We start from the raw sequence: 15,827 nt of genomic DNA, 5'->3' as shown, positions 1-15,827 counted from the left end.
GAGACGCTGGACGCGGTGGTCGGCGGGATCGAGCGCGCCGCGGCCGAGCGGGGCCGGACCGACGGCGTGGACGTGAGCGCCCGGACCCGGCGGCGGACGCGGTGTGTGGTGCCGAGCGGGACTCAGCGCTTGAGCAGGAAGGTGAAGTCGCCGGAGAGCGTGCCGCTCAGCCGTGCCGCTGAAACGAGCTTCCCCTCCGTGAGCAGGCGCTCGACCTCGGCCCGTGAAAGGCCGCACCCTTCAGTGATCAGGCGCACCGGCCGGAGGGGAACGCGGGCAGCGAAGTGGACGGAGACCTCCAGTACCTCGCGGTCCAGGTGGTCCGGTCCGTCGGTGTCGAGGCGCCAGGCACCTGCCCAGTCGAGGGCGATGCGGTTGCGGTGCCGTACGACTGGGTCCTGGAGCAGCTCGGCTGCCAGGACGGGGTCGTTGTCGTGCATCCGGTCCAGCAGCTCGGGTCGTACGGAGCGTACGTTCATCCGCTCCAGGACCGTCAGCTTCGCCGTGTCCCCGCAAGCGGTGCAGAGCACGAGGAGCCAGGCGTCGAGGAGCTTGTGATGGGCGTTGACGCGGAATTTGCCGTTCGCCCGGAAGCGCTCGGACCCGCACGCGTGGCAGCGGCGGCGAACGGTCGGCAGGCAGGTGGGCATGACCACCCAGGTTTTGAGCACAGAAGTACACCGGTTTCAGTGAGAAGTCCGCAGCAAAAAGCAGCGCGGCGCACATGCGCGACGCGCGACAGATCAGCTCTCGGGAGGTCTCACAGGGTGTACAACGGCACGTCCTTGTCCGGGCGACTCGGGTCGGCAGCACGGTAGGGGCGGCAAGTGGCTCTGGGCCACCGGTTTTTCGAGGGCTGCTGCGCATCAGGGCCGACCTCGTCTGCCGCCGTCGTCGGGATCGTCGATTGCTTTCGATCGAAAATCAATCGATGGGGTGGTGGGTGGGTGAGGGGAGTCCAGCCAGGGCCTCGACCTGGTCGCGGTGGTACGGCGTGGGGCCGTGCCACTCCACCAGGAGGACGGTGGCGTCGTCGTCCAGCCGGCCGTGGTGGTATTCCAGATGGCGCCGGATCAGCCGGCGCAGGGTCTCGGGGAGCGGCAGGCCGTCCGAGTGGCGGCGGATGAGGAAGTCGGTGAAGCGGTCGAGCCCGAACTCCTGGCCTTCGGGGTTGCGGGCCTCGGTGATGCCGTCGGTGTAGAGCAACAGCCGGTCGCCAGGCTCCAGTTGGTCGTGGCAGAGGGAGGGGGAGGGCTCCAGGTCGGTGCCGAGCGGTGGGCTCGGCGGGCAGTACAGCGAGAGCGCCGTACGGCCGCCGCGGATGATGACCGGTGCGGGGTGTCCGCAGCTCGTCCAGCGCAGTGCGCCGCTGGTGAGGTTCAGGTCGGCGAGGATCCCCGTGGCGTAGCGGCTGCCGTCGAACTGCGTGTCCAGCGCGTGCTCGACGGCCGCGGCGGTGCGCAGCATGCCCGACCGCTGGCGGCGGTGGTTGCGGCAGGCGGCGAGCGCGAGGTTGGCGGTCAGCCCGGCGGCGGTGTCGTGGCCCATCGCGTCGAAGATGGCCAGGTGGACGGTGTCACCGGTGATGCCGTAGTCGAAGACGTCGCCGCTGACCTCGTACGCCGGTTCCATCACGGCGCTGATCAGCACCCGGTCGGTGGCGAACGTGCGCGGCGGCATCAGCCGCCACTCCATCTCGGCGGCCACGTTCATGTCGCGGCGGCGCACCAGCCGCGAGTACGTGTCGCTCGTACCGCGCTTGCTGACCAGCATCAGCGCGATCAGGGAGGCGAGGTTGCGCAGGTCGCGGGGGAGGGCCGGGTCGGTGGGCGCTTCGACCCGCAGGACGCCCATCCGCTCCGTGCCGTTGACCAGCGGCACCCACCACTGGCCGCCGCCCGCCGCGTTCGCGGGCACGATCGTGCCGAGCTGGAAGGCGCGGCCCGCGACCGTCCCTTCCACCCGCAGTTCGGCGGGCCGGTCCGCGCGCACCTGGCGGGCCGGGCCGTACATCGCCCGCGGGCCACGTTCGGTCAGCAGGTGCAGCATCTGCTGCTGCAGGTCGGCGAGGTAGATCAGCACGTCGGGCCAGCCGGCCCGCGCCGCGTGCCGCGCGACCAGGCCGGGCAGTTGCTCCAGCGTGATCAGATGGCTGGCGGCAAGGAGGTCGCCCAGCAGCTCGTTCCGGGCGGCCGAGGTGCTCATACGGGGCCCTCCCTCGGCGTGGAGGCACGGCGACCCCGAGACGGTCGCCGTGTGCCCGCAGTACCCGCTGCCGGTACCTCCGTAACACCTGGGGTGCAGCACCGGGAGGAAGCCCGTACAACCGGAGGAACCGGGCGTTTGCCACGCGAGGCCCGGTGGTACGGCTGTGGGCGCACGCCCGGCACCCCGTCGGGCCGGGACGACCGGCAAGCCCGCCGGACCGCCTGAAGACCGTCGAAGGAGACAGTGCCGTGGCCTCGAAAGCCGACTCGAAGCTCGCCTATACGGTTCCGGGCATGAGCACCTCCGCAGGCTCGGAGGTCGTCCAGCTGCTGCGGATGCGACTGCACGCGCTCAACGACCTGGCGCTCACCCTCAAGCACGTGCACTGGAACGTGGTCGGCCCGCACTTCATCGCCGTGCACGAAATGCTCGACCCGCAGGTGGACGCCGTACGCGACATGATCGACACAACCGCCGAGCGGATCTCGACGCTCGGCGGCGAGCCCGCCGGTACGCCCGGCGTCATGGTCGCCGAGCGTACATGGGGGGACTACGCCATCGGGCGTGCCGAGTCCATCGAGCACCTGGGCGCGCTGGACGTGGTGTACACCGGCGTCATCGAGGACCACCGCGAGGCGGTGCGCGCCACCGACGAGCCCGACCCGATCACGCAGGACATGCTCATCGAGCAGCTCCGCAGCCTGGAACTGTTCCAGTGGTTCATCCGCGCCCACCTGGAGAGCTCCGGCGGCAAGCTCAGCACCGCCAGCGAGACCAGCGAGGAGGGGGCCGCGCGGGCGGCCGGGAGGCAGGCGCGCCGGCAGCCCTGAGGCCCCGGAGGCGGCGGGTGGCGTGTGCGTCGCCTGAATCGTTTTTCGCGGTGCCCGGCCATGCGGTGGCCGGGCACCGCGCTTTGTGTGGACCCCCTCTTGACGCTCTCTCCTCCGGCGGCCTAGCTTAGGGCGCACTGAAACGATTCAAAAAAGCGTTTCGCCGTCGCACCCCGCCGAGGTGAACCATGCCGAGCACGCCCGCCCCGTCCGCCGTGAAGGCCGCCCTGAAGGGACAGGTGATCGAGACACCGTCCTGGGGCTACGGCAACTCCGGTACCCGCTTCAAGGTGTTCGCGCAGCCCGGCGTCCCCCGCGACCCGTACGAGAAGCTGGACGACGCGGCGCGGGTGCACGAGTTCACCGGAGTCGCGCCCCTGGTGTCGCTGCACATCCCGTGGGACACCGTCGAGGACTACGGGAAGCTCGCGGAGTACGCGGCGGAGCGCGGCCTCACCCTCGGCGCCATCAACTCCAACACCTTCCAGGACGAGGACTACCAGCTCGGGTCCGTCACCCACCCCGACCCGGCCGTCCGCCGCAAGGCCGTCGACCACCTCCTCGCCTGCGTCGACATCATGGACGCGACCGGCTCGAACGACCTCAAGCTGTGGTTCGCCGACGGCACCAACTACCCTGGCCAGGACGACATCGCCGGCCGCCAGGACCGGCTGGCCGAGGCGCTGGCCGAGGTCTACGCACGGCTCGGGGACGACCAGCGGATGCTGCTGGAGTACAAGTTCTTCGAGCCGGCCTTCTACACCACCGACGTGCCGGACTGGGGCACCTCGTACGCCCACTGCCTGAAGCTCGGCCCCAAGGCGCAGGTCGTCGTGGACACCGGACACCACGCGCCCGGCACCAACATCGAGTTCATCGTCGCCTTCCTGCTCCGCGAACGGAAGCTCGGCGCCTTCGACTTCAACTCCCGCTTCTACGCCGACGACGACCTGATGGTGGGCTCGGCGGACCCGTTCCAGCTGTTCCGCATCATGCACGAGGTGATCAAGAACGGCGGGCTGGCGCCCGAGCGCGGCGTGAACTTCATGCTCGACCAGTGCCACAACATCGAGGCGAAGATCCCCGCCGTCATCCGTTCTGTGATGAACGTGCAGGAGGCGACGGCGAAGGCGCTGCTGGTGGACACGGATGCGCTGCGGGCGGCGCAGCGTTCCGGCGATGTGCTCGCGGCGAATGGCGTCCTGATGGACGCCTATAACACCGACGTTCGGCCGCTGCTTGTCGAGGTACGGGGGGAGATGGGGCTCGCCCCGGACCCGGTCGCTGCGTATCACGCCTCCGGCTGGCAGGAGCGGGTCGCCGCGGAGCGGGTGGGTGGGGCGCCGGCCGGGTGGGGCGCGTGAGCGGTTGCCGCGCTTTGTTTGTCGGCGGCTGCGGGCCGTCTGTGGCTGGTCGCGCCCGCGCGGCGGAGCCGCAAATAACCGCAGCCCCGCGCCCCTGAAGGGCGCGTCACCTCACTCTCTCGTTGCGAAGGACTGACGTACTCATGGCATCCCACCCCGAAGTCGCAGCACTCCTGGAGCGGGCTCACCGGCTCGGTGCCGATCCGCGGAATACCAACTACGCGGGCGGTAACGCCTCCGCCAAGGGCACTGCCACCGATCCCGTCACCGGGCGGCCCGCCGAGCTGATGTGGGTCAAGGGGTCCGGTGGTGACCTCGGCACCCTCGAGGAGTCCGGGCTGGCCGTGCTCCGCCTCGACCGGCTGCGCGCGCTGACCGAGGTGTACCCGGGCGTCGAGTGCGAGGACGAGATGGTTGCCGCGTTCGACTACTGCCTGCACGGCAAGGGCGGTGCGGCGCCCTCGATCGACACCGCGATGCACGGCCTCGTCGACGCCGCACACGTCGACCACCTGCACCCGGATTCCGGCATCGCGCTGGCCTGCGCCGCCGACGGCGAGAAGCTGACCGCCGAGTGCTTCGGCGACAAGGTCGCCTGGGTGCCGTGGCGGCGCCCCGGCTTCCAGCTCGGCCTGGACATCGCCGCCGTCAAGGAGGCCAACCCGCGGGCCGTCGGCGTGATCCTCGGCGGCCACGGCATCACCGCGTGGGGCACCACCTCCGAGGAGTGCGAGCGCAACGCCCTGTGGATCATCCGCACGGCCGAGAAGTACCTCGCCGACCACGCCAAGGAGGAGCCCTTCGGGCCGGTCGTCGAGGGGTACGAAGCGCTGCCCGAGGACGCGCGCAAGGAGCGGGCCGCAGCCCTCGCCCCGGTGATCCGCGGCCTGGCCTCCGCGGACAAGCCGCAGGTCGGCCACTTCACCGACGCCGAGCCCGTGCTCGACTTCCTGGCCCGCGCCGAGCACCCCCGGCTCGCCGCGCTCGGTACCTCCTGTCCCGACCACTTCCTGCGCACCAAGGTCCGGCCGCTCGTCCTCGACCTGCCGCCGGCCGCGCCGCTGGAGGAAGTGGTCGCCCGCCTGACGGAGCTGCACGCGGAATACCGGGAGGAGTACCGCGCCTACTACGAGCGGCATGCCGCCCCCGACTCGCCGCCCCTGCGCGGTGCCGACCCCGCGATCGTGCTGGTCCCGGGCGTGGGCATGTTCTCTTTCGGCAAGGACAAGCAGACCGCCCGGGTGGCGGGGGAGTTCTACCTCAACGCGGTCAACGTGATGCGCGGCGCCGAGGCGGTGTCCTCGTACGCGCCGATCGAGGAGGCCGAGAAGTTCCGCATCGAGTACTGGGAGCTGGAGGAGGCCAAGCTGCGGCGGATGCCCACGCCGAAGCCGCTGGCCACCCGGATCGCGCTGGTCACCGGCGCGGGCTCGGGCATCGGCAGGGCGATCGCGCACCGGCTGGCCGCCGAGGGCGCCTGCGTGGTGGTCGCGGACCTGAACGCCGAGAGTGCCGACACGGTCGCCGAGGAGCTGGGCGGTCCGGACAAGGCCGTCGCCGTCACCGTGGACGTCACCGACGAGGAGCAGATCGCCGCGGCCTTCCGTGCGGCGGTACTCGCCTTCGGCGGCGTCGACCTGGTCGTCAACAACGCCGGCATCTCCCTCTCCAAGCCGCTGCTGGAGACCAGCGCCAAGGACTGGGACCTTCAGCACGACATCATGGCCCGCGGCTCCTTCCTCGTCTCCCGCGAGGCCGCCCGCGTCATGACCGCGCAGGAGATGGGCGGCGACATCGTCTACATCGCCTCCAAGAACGCCGTCTTCGCAGGGCCCAACAACATCGCGTACTCCGCCACCAAGGCCGACCAGGCGCACCAGGTGCGGCTGCTCGCCGCCGAGCTGGGCGGGCACGGGATCCGCGTCAACGGCGTCAACCCCGACGGCGTGGTGCGCGGCTCCGGGATCTTCGCCGGCGGCTGGGGCGCGCAGCGCGCCGCGACGTACGGCATCGAGGAGGAGAAGCTCGGCGAGTTCTACGCCCAGCGCACCCTGCTCAAGCGCGAGGTGCTGCCGGAGCACGTCGCCAACGCGGTGTTCGCGCTGACCGGCGGCGACCTGACCCACACGACGGGACTGCACGTCCCCGTGGACGCCGGGGTCGCCGCGGCGTTCCTGCGCTGACCGGAGGCGATGTGACCAGCACCCGTACCTTCGCCGCCGTCGACCTCGGTGCCACCAGCGGGCGCGTCATGCGCGCCCGGGTGGGGCCGGACCTGCTGGAGCCGGCCGAGGCCCATCGCTTTCCCAACACCCCGCTCCGGCGGTCCGACGGGCTCCGCTGGGACGTGGAATCGCTCCACCGGGGTGTCCTCGACGGGCTGCGTGCGGTGGCCCGGGCGGGCGGCGCGGACTCCGTCGGCATCGATACCTGGGCGGTGGACTACGGCCTGCTCGACGCCGAGGGGGAGCTGCTGGACCAGCCGTTCCACTACCGCGACGCGCGCACCGAGGACGTGGCGGAGCGGGTGCGCGCGTCGGTGGGACCGGCCGAGCTGTACGCGGTCACCGGGCTCCAGCACCTGCCGTTCAACACCGTCTACCAGCTGGCGGCGGACCGCGACAGCGGCCGGCTCGCGGCCGCCCGCACCCTGCTGCTGATGCCGGACCTGCTGGTGCACCGGCTGACCGGGGAGGCGGGGGCGGAGGCGACCAACGCCTCCACCACCGGCCTGTTCGACGCCCGTACCGGCACCTGGTCCAAGGCACTGCTCGGCCGGCTCGGCCTCGACTCCGCGCTGCTCCCGCCGCTGCGCCGCCCCGGCGAGCCGGCGGGCACACTGCTCCCGCACGTCGCCGCGGCCACCGGGCTGCCGGCCAGTACTCCCGTCACCGCCGTCGCCTCGCACGACACCGCCTCCGCGGTGGCCGCGGTCCCGGCCGAGGAGCCGGACTTCGCGTTCCTCTCGTGCGGCACCTGGTCGCTGGCCGGCCTGGAGCTGGACGCGCCCGTGCTCACCGAGGAGTCCCGCGCCGCGAACTTCACCAACGAACTGGGCATCGACGGCACCACCCGCTACCTCCGCAACATCATGGGCCTGTGGCTGCTGACCGAGACCCAGCGCACCTGGCGGGAGCAGGGGCTGCCGCACGCGCTGGGCCCGCTGCTGGCGGCGGCCGCGAAGGCCCGCCCGTTCGCCGCCGTCATCGACCCCGACGCGCCCGAATTCCTCGCCCCCGGTGACATGCCGGCCCGCATCGCCGCGTACTGCGTCCGGACCGGCCAGCGCCCGCCCGAGGACCAGGGGTCACTCGTCCGTACCCTCCTCGAAGCGCTCGCCCTGGCCCACGCCCGGACCCTGCGGCGGGCCGCCGCACTCGCCGGGCGGGAGATCCGCACCGTCCACCTGGTCGGCGGCGGCAGCCGCAACGAGCTGCTCTGCCGGCTCACCGCCGACGCCACCGGCCTGCCCGTCGTCGCGGGCCCCGCCGAGGCCACCGCGCTGGGCAACGTCCTGGTCCAGGCCCGCGCGCACGGCCTCGTCCCGGACCGCACCGCGATGCGCCGTCTGGTCGCCAGCACCCAGCCGCTCCGCCGCTGCACCCCGGGCGGCGACCGCGCCGCCTGGGACGCCGCGGCACGCCGCATCGGCCTGGACTGACGGCTCCCGGTTGGTCCGAGCGAGGTGTGGAGCCGGTTTGTCCGTTTTCGGGGGACGCCTTCAGGGGCACTGGTGACTCCATGAGAAGCACGGAGGGTACAGGCGGCGCGGACACCACCACCGCGCTCACCCTGCACATCAACGGCGAACGCCAGGAACGTACGGTCGACAACCGCACCTCGCTCCTCGATCTGCTCCGCGAGGACCTGCGGCTGACCGGCGCGAAGAAGGGCTGTGACCACGGCCAGTGCGGGGCCTGCACCGTCCTGCTGGACGGCCGGCGGGTCAACTCCTGCCTGCTGCTCGCGGTGGCCGCCGACGGCACGGAGGTCACCACGGTCGAGGGCCTGGCAGACGGCGAAGCGCTGCACCCGCTCCAGGAGGCGTTCCTCGCGCACGACGGCTTCCAGTGCGGCTTCTGCACCCCCGGCCAGCTCTGCTCGGGCGTCGCCGCGATCGCCGAGGCGCGCGAGGGCTGGCCCAGCGCGGTGACGCCGGACGGGGTACCCGACGGGCCGGTGGAGCTGACCGGAGGCGAGGTGCGCGAGCGGATGAGCGGCAACATCTGCCGCTGCGGCGCGTACGTGAACATCATCGACGCGGTGCAGGAGGCGGCCCGGTGAAACCCTTCCGGTACGAGACGGCCACCGACCCGGCAGCCGCCGTCGACCTGCTCTCCCGCCGGCCGCGCGCGGCCTTCCTCGGCGGCGGCACCAACCTGGTGGACCTGATGAAACTCGGGGTCGAGGTGCCCGAGATGCTGGTCGACGTCAGCCGGCTGCCGTTCGACGAGATCACCGAAACGGAGGACGGCGGGCTGCGGGTCGGCGCCACCGTACGCAACAGCACCCTCGCCGTGCACCCGCTCGTCCGCGCGCGCTACCCGGCGCTGTCCCAGGCGCTGCTGGCCGGCGCCTCGCCGCAGCTGCGCAACCTCGCCACGATCGGCGGCAACCTGCTCCAGCGCACCCGCTGCGTGTACTTCCAGGACATCGGCAAGCCCTGCAACAAGCGACGGCCCGGCTCCGGCTGCCCCGCGCGCAGCGGCGTCCACCGCGACCTCGCCGTCCTCGGCGCCTCCCAGCACTGCGTGGCCACCCACCCGTCGGACATGGCGGTCGCGCTGACCGCTCTCGACGCGACGGTGCACTGCGTGTCGGTCGAGGGCACCCGGACGCTCCCGGTGGCCGAGCTGCACCGGCTGCCCGGCGACGCGCCGGACCGCGACACCGTACTGGAGCACGGCGAGCTGATCACGGCCGTCGAGCTGCCGCCGCCCGCGCCCGCCGCCCGCTCGGCGTACCGCAAGGCCCGGGAGCGCGCCTCGTACGCCTTCGCGCTCGCCTCGGCCGCCGCGGACCTGCGGGTGAGCGGCGGCACCGTCCAGCACGTGCGGCTCGCGTTCGGCGCGCTGGCGGCCAAGCCCTGGCGGGCCCGGGAAGCGGAGGCGGCGCTGCTCGGCCGGCCCGCCACCGAGGAGTCCTTCGGCCGGGCCGTGGACCAGGAACTGGCGGCAGCCGAACCGCTCCGCGACAACGGCTACAAGATCCCCCTGGCCCGTCGGCTGGCCGTCGCCCTGCTCACGGACCTGACGGAAGCCCACGCGGGAGGTGCGCGATGACGACCCTGCCCCGGACCCTGGGCGCGGACACCGCGCGGCTGGAGGGCCGCGCCAAGGTGACCGGCACGGCGCGGTACGCCGCCGACCACGGACACCCCGACGGCCTGTTCGCCTGGGCGGTGCCCGCCACGATCGCCCGTGGCGAGATCACCGGCGTGGACACCGGCGCCGCGCTCGCCGACCCCGCCGTCCTCACCGTGCTCACCCACGAGAACGCGCCCCGCCTCGAAGAGGGCGAGGACCCCACGCTCGCCGTCCTGCAGTCGCCGCGCGTCGCGCACCGCGGCCAGATCGTCGCCCTCGCGGTCGCCACCTCCCTGGAGGCGGCCAGGGCGGCGGCCGGCGCGGTCCGCCTGGACTACACCTCGGAGCCGCACGACGTCCTGCTCGGCCTCGACCACCCGGGCCTCTACGCCCCCGAGACCGCCAACGGCGGCCACCCCGCCGACCGGGAACGCGGCGACTTCGACACCGCGTACGACGGAGCGGCCGTCCAGCACGACGCGGTGTACGAGACCCCGCCGCTGCACAACCACCCGATGGAGCCGCACGCCGCCACCGCCTGGTGGGAGGGCGAGCGCCGGCTGTGTCTGTACGACTCCAGCCAGGGCTCGTCCACCGTCCAGCGGATGCTGGCCCAGCTCTTCGGACTCGGCCCGGAGCAGGTGCAGGTCACCAGCGAGCACGTCGGCGGCGGCTTCGGCTCCAAGGGCACCCCGCGCCCGCAGTCGGTGCTCGCCGCCATGGCCGCCCGCGTGACGGGCCGTCCGGTGACCCTCGCCCTGCCGCGCCAGCTGCTGGAGGCCGTCACCGGCCACCGCGCCCCCACGATCCAGCGGCTCCGCCTCGGTGCCGACCGCGACGGCCGCATCCAGGCGCTGGCGCACGAGATCGTCACCCAGTCCTCCACCGTCCAGGAGTTCGTGGAGCAGGCGGCGAGCCCCAGCCGCACGATGTACGTCTCGCCGCACAGCCGCACCACCCACCGGGTGACACGGCTGGACGTCCCCACGCCCTCGTGGATGCGGGCGCCCGGCGAGTGCCCCGGCATGTACGCGCTCGAATCGGCCATGGACGAACTGGCCCTCGCCTGCGGCCTGGACCCCGTCGAGCTGCGGCTGCGCAACGAACCCGACCGCGAGCCGGACTCCGGCCGCCCGTACAGCAGCCGCCACCTCGTGGAATGCCTGCGCGAGGGGGCCCGCCGCTTCGGCTGGCGGCACCGCGATCCGGCCGCCCGGGGCCGCCGCGACGGCCGGCTGCTGCTCGGCACCGGCGTGGCCGCCTCGACATACCCGGTGCTGGTCGCTCCGTGCCAGGCCGAGGCGCACGCCCGCGCCGACGGGCTGGTCGACGTACGGGTGAACGCCACCGACATCGGCACCGGCGCCCGGACCGTGCTGGCCCAGATTGCCGCCGACGCACTGCGGTTGCCGCTGGAGCGCGTCCGCATCCACGTCGGGTCCAGCGATCTGCCCGCGGCGCCGGTGGCGGGCGGCTCGGCGGGCACCTCCTCGTGGGGCTCCGCGGTGCACAAGGCGTGCGACGGGCTGCGGCGGCAGCTGGAGGAACACAGCGAGGTACCGGCGACCGGCCTGACGGCCACCGCCGACACCACCGAGGACGCCAAGCGCGGCGAGGAGTACGCACGGCACGCGTACGGTGCGCAATTCGTCGAGGTGCAGGTGGACACCGTGACCGGCGAGACGCGGGTACGGCGGCTGCTCGGCGTCTTCGCCGCGGGCCGCATCCTGAACCCGCGCACCGCCCGTTCGCAGTTCCTCGGCGGCATGACGATGGGCCTCGGCATGGCACTGACCGAACACAGCACGATGGACCGGGAGTTCGGCGACTACGCGGAACGCGACCTGGCCATGTACCACGTGCCGGTCTGCGCCGACGTACCCGACATCGACGTGCACTGGCTCGACGAGGAGGACCCGCACCTCAACCCGATGGGCTCCAAGGGCATCGGCGAGATCGGCATCGTCGGCACGGCGGCCGCCGTCACCAACGCCGTCCACCACGCCACGGGCGTCCGCGTCCGTAACCTGCCGGTCACCCCGGACGCACTGCTGCCGCACCTGTGACCGTGCCCGGTACCTGATGCGCTGTCAGTCCTGCGGCAGGGCTGCGGCGAAACGGGTCGCGATGGCGGCCGGCGCGGTGATGGCGCCGCCCACGACGACGCCCCACGCCCCGGCCTCGACCGCGGCCGCCGCCTGCTCCGGCGTGTGCAGCCGGCCCTCGGCGAAGACCGGCACGGCCACGCGTGCCGCCAGCTCGGCGACCAGCTCCAGGTCCGGGCCCGGCTGCTGACGGCTGTACGGGGTGTAGCCGGAGAGGGTGGTGGAGACGACGTCGGCGCCGAGCGCGGCGGCCGCCACCCCCTCCGCCACGGTCGAGACATCGGCCATCAGCAGCCTGCCCAGGCCGTGCACCGCCTCGACCGTCTCGCGCAGCGGGCGGCCGTCCGGGCGCGGCCGGTCCGTGGCGTCGACGGCCACGATCTCCGCCCCGGCCTCGGCGACGGCCCGCGCGTGCGCCGCGGTCGGCGTGATGTAGACGCCCTCGGCGCCGTCCTTCCACAGCCCGACGATCGGCAGGTCCACCACGGCCCGTACGGCCTCGATGTCCGCCACGCCCTGCACCCGGACGCCCGCGACCGGCGCGCCCGCGGCCACCGAGGCGGCCACCGCCGCCATGTGCTCCGGGGACCGCAGCGGGTCACCGGGCGGGGCCTGGCAGGAGACGACCAGCCTGCCGCGCAGCCCGTCGAGCAACTCGCGTGCGCGGTCGGCGGGCATGGGGTTGTGATTGCGGGGTGCGCTCTCGGTCATGTGCTGTCCCTCGTTGTCTTCCGTCGGTCGGTGTGGTGGGCCGTCAGTGGTGCGCGGATCGTCGTACCGGGGCGTCCCCGACGCCCTCCTCCAGCAGCAGTGCCGCCGCGCCGACCACCGCGGCGCGCGGGCCGAGCGCCGCCGGTACGGGACGCAGCCCCGAGGGGCCCGGCAGCAGCTCCGCGGTGAATGCCTCGGTCAGCGGCTCCCAGAACGGTGCGCCGATCGAGGCGACCCCGCCGCCGACCACCACCCGTTCCGGGTCCACGGTGTTGACGAGCCCCGCCAGGGCACGGCCCAACGCGCCCGCGCCCTCCGCGAGGGCGGCCCGGGCGGCCTGCGCGCCCGCTCCGGCCGGCCCCTCGGCCAGTGCCGCGACCTCCCGGAGGTCGTGCACGTTCCCGTCCCCGGTCAGTGCGCGGAACCGGGCGGTGACGGCGGGCCCGGACGCGACGGCCTCCAGGTGGCCAGAGCGACCGCAGTTGCACGGCCGCCCCACCGCCTCCGCCACCGCGAGATGGCCGAACTCGCCCGCCGTCCAGTGCGCACCGCGCAGCAGCCGCCCGCCGCTGACCAGCCCGCCGCCGATGCCCGTGCCCACACTCACGTACAGCGCGGACGCGCAGCCCGCGCCGGCGCCGTAGGTCTGCTCGGCCAGCGCGAAGACGTTCGCGTCGTTGTCGGCGGCCACCGGCAGCCCGAGCCGGTCGGTGAGCTCCTCGCTCAGGCGGGTGCCCGCCCAGCCGGGGAGCAGTGCGTTGGCGGACAGGACGACGCCCCGGCCGCGGTCGATGACGCCGCCGGTGCCGATCCCGAGGCCCACCGCCTCCTCCCGGCCGGGCAGTTCCCGGACGGCCGCCGCGATGGCGTCCAGCACCGCGGTCCGGCCCTCGGCGGCGGGCGTGGGCCGGACGACCGTCGCGAGGAGGGCGCCGTCGGGCGCGACGACCCCGGCGGCGATCTTCGTCCCGCCGACGTCGACGCCGAGCAGCGGGCGCGGCGCGGGGGAGACGGGTCCGGACTCCGGTACGTGCCGCGGGCGCGGCTTGCGCGCGGCCGTCACGGCTGCGTCCTGCGGACGGTGAAGCGGATGTCGTAGCGGTCGGCGCGGTAGATCGTGGTGGTCGCCTCGACGGGGGTGTCGCGGCGGTCCAGGCCGACCCGCTGCACCCGCAGCCCCGAGCTGCCCACCGGCACGCCGAGGAGGGCCGACTCGGTCTCGTCGAGGTCGACGGCGCGGATGATCTGGTCGGCCGAGCGGATGTCGAGCCCGTAGCGCGCGTCGAGCAGGGCGTAGAGCGAGCCGCTCAGGTCCTCGTCGACGAGGCCGGGGACCCGGTCGGCGGGGAAGTGGACGTTCTCCAGGCACATGGGGGAGCCGTCCGCCAGCCGCAGCCGGGAGACCCGCACGACGTCGGAGTCCGGCGTTACGCCGAGCCGGTCGGCGATCTGCCGGCCGGCCCGTACCGTCTCCGCGGCCAGCAGCCGTGAGGCCGGTTCGAGGTCACGGGCGCGCATGTCCTCGGAGAACGAGGTGAGGGTGAGCGACTTGGACACCACGGGCGGGGCGACGAACGTCCCCGCGCCCTGTACCCGGTAGACGCTGCCCGCCGCCTCCAGCGCGTCCAGCGCCTGCCGGACGGTGTTGCGCGAGACCCCGTGGTCCGTGGCGATCTCCCGCTCCGTGGGCAGCGGCGTGTGCGGGGGAGCCCCGGCCGTCTCGGCCAGCAGCGCCAGCCGCAGTTCCTCGTGCTTGGCCTGTCGGGCCACGCTTCACCCTCCCGGGTCGTTGTGATTGGTGCCGACCAATACCGGAATTATTACGGGAGATCTTGTGTGGCGCCAAGTCGAGTGTCAGATTGGTACCTTCCAATCTCTGGCTGAGCGAAGGGAAGGCACGATGGCGTCACTCGGTACGGCAACGGTGACGCGGAGCGGCGGAGGCACCACACTGCGACCGGTGATCGGCGTGGCCCTGGTCGCCGCGCTCGGCGGGCTGCTGTTCGGCTACGACACCGGCGTCATATCCGGCGCCCTGCTCACGATCGAGTCCGATTTCGGGCTCACGGCCTTCGGCTCCGGCGTCGTGGTGAGCGCCATCCTGGTCGGTGCGATGGCCGGCGCGGCCGTTGCCGGCAACCTGGCCGACCGGTACGGCCGCCGCCCCGTCCTCGTCGCCGCCGCCGGCATCTTCACCGCCGGCGCCGCCCTGGCAGCGCTCGCGCCGTCCGCCGCCGTGCTCACGGCGGCCCGTCTCGTCCTCGGCCTCGGCATCGGTACGGCGTCCAACCTCGTCCCGGTCTTCCTCGCCGAGGTCGCCCCGCCCCGCTACCGAGGGCGGCTGGTGGGCCTCAACCAGCTGATGATCACCCTCGGCATCGTCCTCGCCTACGTGGCCAACTACGCCCTGGCACACGCCACTCACGGCTGGCGCTGGATGTTCGGCATCGCCGCCGTGCCCGCGCTGCTCTTCGGCGCCGGCATGCTGCTGATGCCCGAGTCCCCGCGCTGGCTGGCGCTGCGCGGCCGTACCGAGCGCGCCCGCGCCGTCCTGACGCGGCTCCGCGGCCCCGGCGACCCGGCGGCGGTCGAAGCGGAGCTGGCCGGGATGACGGCCGGGCACGAGGACCGGACGGCGCCGGCCCGCCGGGGGCGGTGGCGGGCCCTGGCCGGCCGCTCCGTGCGCCCGGCGATCATCGCGGGCGTGGGCCTGCAGATCCTCGGCCAGGCGTCCGGCGTCAACACCGTCATCTACTACGCCCCGAAGATCTTCGAGAGCAGCGGCCTCGGCTCCTCCTCGGCCGTCCTCGCCACCGTCGGCGTCGGCCTGGTCAACCTGCTGATGACCCCGGTCGGGATGTTCGCCGTCGACCGCATCGGCCGCAAGAAGCTGCTGGCGTCCGGCGCCGCGGTGATGACGCTCGCCCTCGGCGGGCTGGCGGCCACCCTCGCGGCCGGCGGCCGGGGCTCCTCGGTCGGCTGGCTCGCCGTGGCGTTCGTGGTCCTCTTCATCGCCGCGGTCGCCACCACGCTCAACGTCGTCGTCTTCATCATTCCGTCCGAGCTGTACCCGCTGCGCATCCGCGGCACGGCCATGAGCGCCACCATGTTCGCCAACTGGAGCATGAACTTCCTGGTCTCCCTCACCTTCCTCACCCTGCTCGACGCGCTCGGCGGGGCCGCCACCTTCACCGCGTACGCGGTGGTGTGCGCGCTGCTGACGCTGTTCACGGTCCGCTGCATCCCGGAGACCCGCGGCAAGAGCCTGGAGGAGATCGAGCGCGAGCTCACCCGGGGGTGACG

13 protein-coding genes are annotated in these 15,827 nt (G+C 73.3%); 8 read left to right on the top strand and 5 right to left on the bottom strand.

The features are described from left to right. Positions 1-122 precede the first annotated feature (122 nt). Positions 123-671, bottom strand: a complete 549-nt coding sequence (locus ABZ840_RS03090; RefSeq protein WP_361552263.1) for a DUF1062 domain-containing protein — start codon at positions 669-671, stop codon at positions 123-125. Between the two features lie 253 nt (positions 672-924). After that, positions 925-2,205: a PP2C family protein-serine/threonine phosphatase gene (locus ABZ840_RS03085; protein ID WP_361552260.1), complete on the bottom strand. Its 1,281-nt coding sequence runs from the start codon at positions 2,203-2,205 to the stop codon at positions 925-927. Positions 2,206-2,501: 296 nt separating this feature from the next. Between ABZ840_RS03085 and ABZ840_RS03080 the strand changes: the two genes are divergently transcribed. The 7 genes from ABZ840_RS03080 to ABZ840_RS03050 all read left to right on the top strand — a co-directional run bounded on the left by ABZ840_RS03080 (position 2,502) and on the right by ABZ840_RS03050 (position 11,774). Next, a complete protein-coding gene (locus ABZ840_RS03080) occupies positions 2,502-3,038 on the top strand; it encodes a DNA starvation/stationary phase protection protein (protein ID WP_361552257.1) in 537 nt (178 codons plus the stop codon). A 188-nt stretch (positions 3,039-3,226) separates the two neighbouring features. Further along, the gene (gene rhaI / locus ABZ840_RS03075) at positions 3,227-4,402 is read left to right on the top strand and encodes an L-rhamnose isomerase (RefSeq protein ID WP_361552254.1); all 1,176 of its coding nucleotides are present in this window, start codon (positions 3,227-3,229) and stop codon (positions 4,400-4,402) included. Positions 4,403-4,545: 143 nt separating this feature from the next. Next, positions 4,546-6,585, top strand: a complete 2,040-nt coding sequence (locus tag ABZ840_RS03070) for a bifunctional aldolase/short-chain dehydrogenase (RefSeq protein ID WP_361552251.1) — start codon at positions 4,546-4,548, stop codon at positions 6,583-6,585. Positions 6,586-6,653: 68 nt separating this feature from the next. Beyond that, a complete protein-coding gene (locus ABZ840_RS03065) occupies positions 6,654-8,063 on the top strand; it encodes a rhamnulokinase family protein (RefSeq protein ID WP_361552425.1) in 1,410 nt (469 codons plus the stop codon). Positions 8,064-8,143: 80 nt separating this feature from the next. Further along, positions 8,144-8,686 carry a 2Fe-2S iron-sulfur cluster-binding protein gene (locus ABZ840_RS03060; protein ID WP_361552248.1) on the top strand — a complete coding sequence of 181 codons (543 nt, stop codon included), beginning with the start codon at positions 8,144-8,146 and terminating at the stop codon, positions 8,684-8,686. After that, positions 8,683-9,684, top strand: coding sequence for a xanthine dehydrogenase family protein subunit M (locus ABZ840_RS03055; RefSeq protein WP_361552245.1), 1,002 nt, complete (start codon positions 8,683-8,685; stop codon positions 9,682-9,684). The genes ABZ840_RS03060 and ABZ840_RS03055 overlap by 4 nt, the downstream gene beginning before the upstream one ends. Continuing rightward, positions 9,681-11,774 (top strand): xanthine dehydrogenase family protein molybdopterin-binding subunit, encoded by a 2,094-nt coding sequence (locus tag ABZ840_RS03050; RefSeq protein WP_361552242.1) that lies wholly within the window; start codon positions 9,681-9,683, stop codon positions 11,772-11,774. Before ABZ840_RS03055 ends, ABZ840_RS03050 begins: the two co-directional genes overlap by 4 nt. 24 nt (positions 11,775-11,798) lie before the next feature. On the opposite strand, the gene ABZ840_RS03045 is transcribed toward ABZ840_RS03050, so the two are convergent. The 3 genes from ABZ840_RS03045 to ABZ840_RS03035 are packed head-to-tail and all read right to left on the bottom strand — an operon-like array spanning position 11,799 to position 14,294. Continuing rightward, complete coding sequence (locus ABZ840_RS03045; RefSeq protein WP_361552239.1) at positions 11,799-12,524, bottom strand: putative N-acetylmannosamine-6-phosphate 2-epimerase; 726 nt, start codon at positions 12,522-12,524, stop codon at positions 11,799-11,801. Between the two features lie 43 nt (positions 12,525-12,567). Continuing rightward, positions 12,568-13,587 (bottom strand): ROK family protein, encoded by a 1,020-nt coding sequence (locus tag ABZ840_RS03040; protein ID WP_361552236.1) that lies wholly within the window; start codon positions 13,585-13,587, stop codon positions 12,568-12,570. Continuing rightward, positions 13,584-14,294, bottom strand: a complete 711-nt coding sequence (locus tag ABZ840_RS03035) for a GntR family transcriptional regulator (RefSeq protein ID WP_361552233.1) — start codon at positions 14,292-14,294, stop codon at positions 13,584-13,586. The genes ABZ840_RS03040 and ABZ840_RS03035 overlap by 4 nt, the downstream gene beginning before the upstream one ends. 130 nt (positions 14,295-14,424) lie before the next feature. Here ABZ840_RS03035 and ABZ840_RS03030 point away from each other — a divergent pair, with 130 nt between their 5' ends. Beyond that, the gene (locus ABZ840_RS03030; RefSeq protein WP_361552230.1) at positions 14,425-15,825 is read left to right on the top strand and encodes a sugar porter family MFS transporter; all 1,401 of its coding nucleotides are present in this window, start codon (positions 14,425-14,427) and stop codon (positions 15,823-15,825) included. Positions 15,826-15,827 lie beyond the last annotated feature (2 nt).

The sequence above is a fragment of the Streptomyces sp. NPDC047117 genome (genome assembly GCF_040643545.1).
Classification (GTDB): Bacteria; Actinomycetota; Actinomycetes; order Streptomycetales; family Streptomycetaceae; genus Streptomyces.
This window is presented reverse-complemented; position numbering and strand designations above follow the sequence as displayed.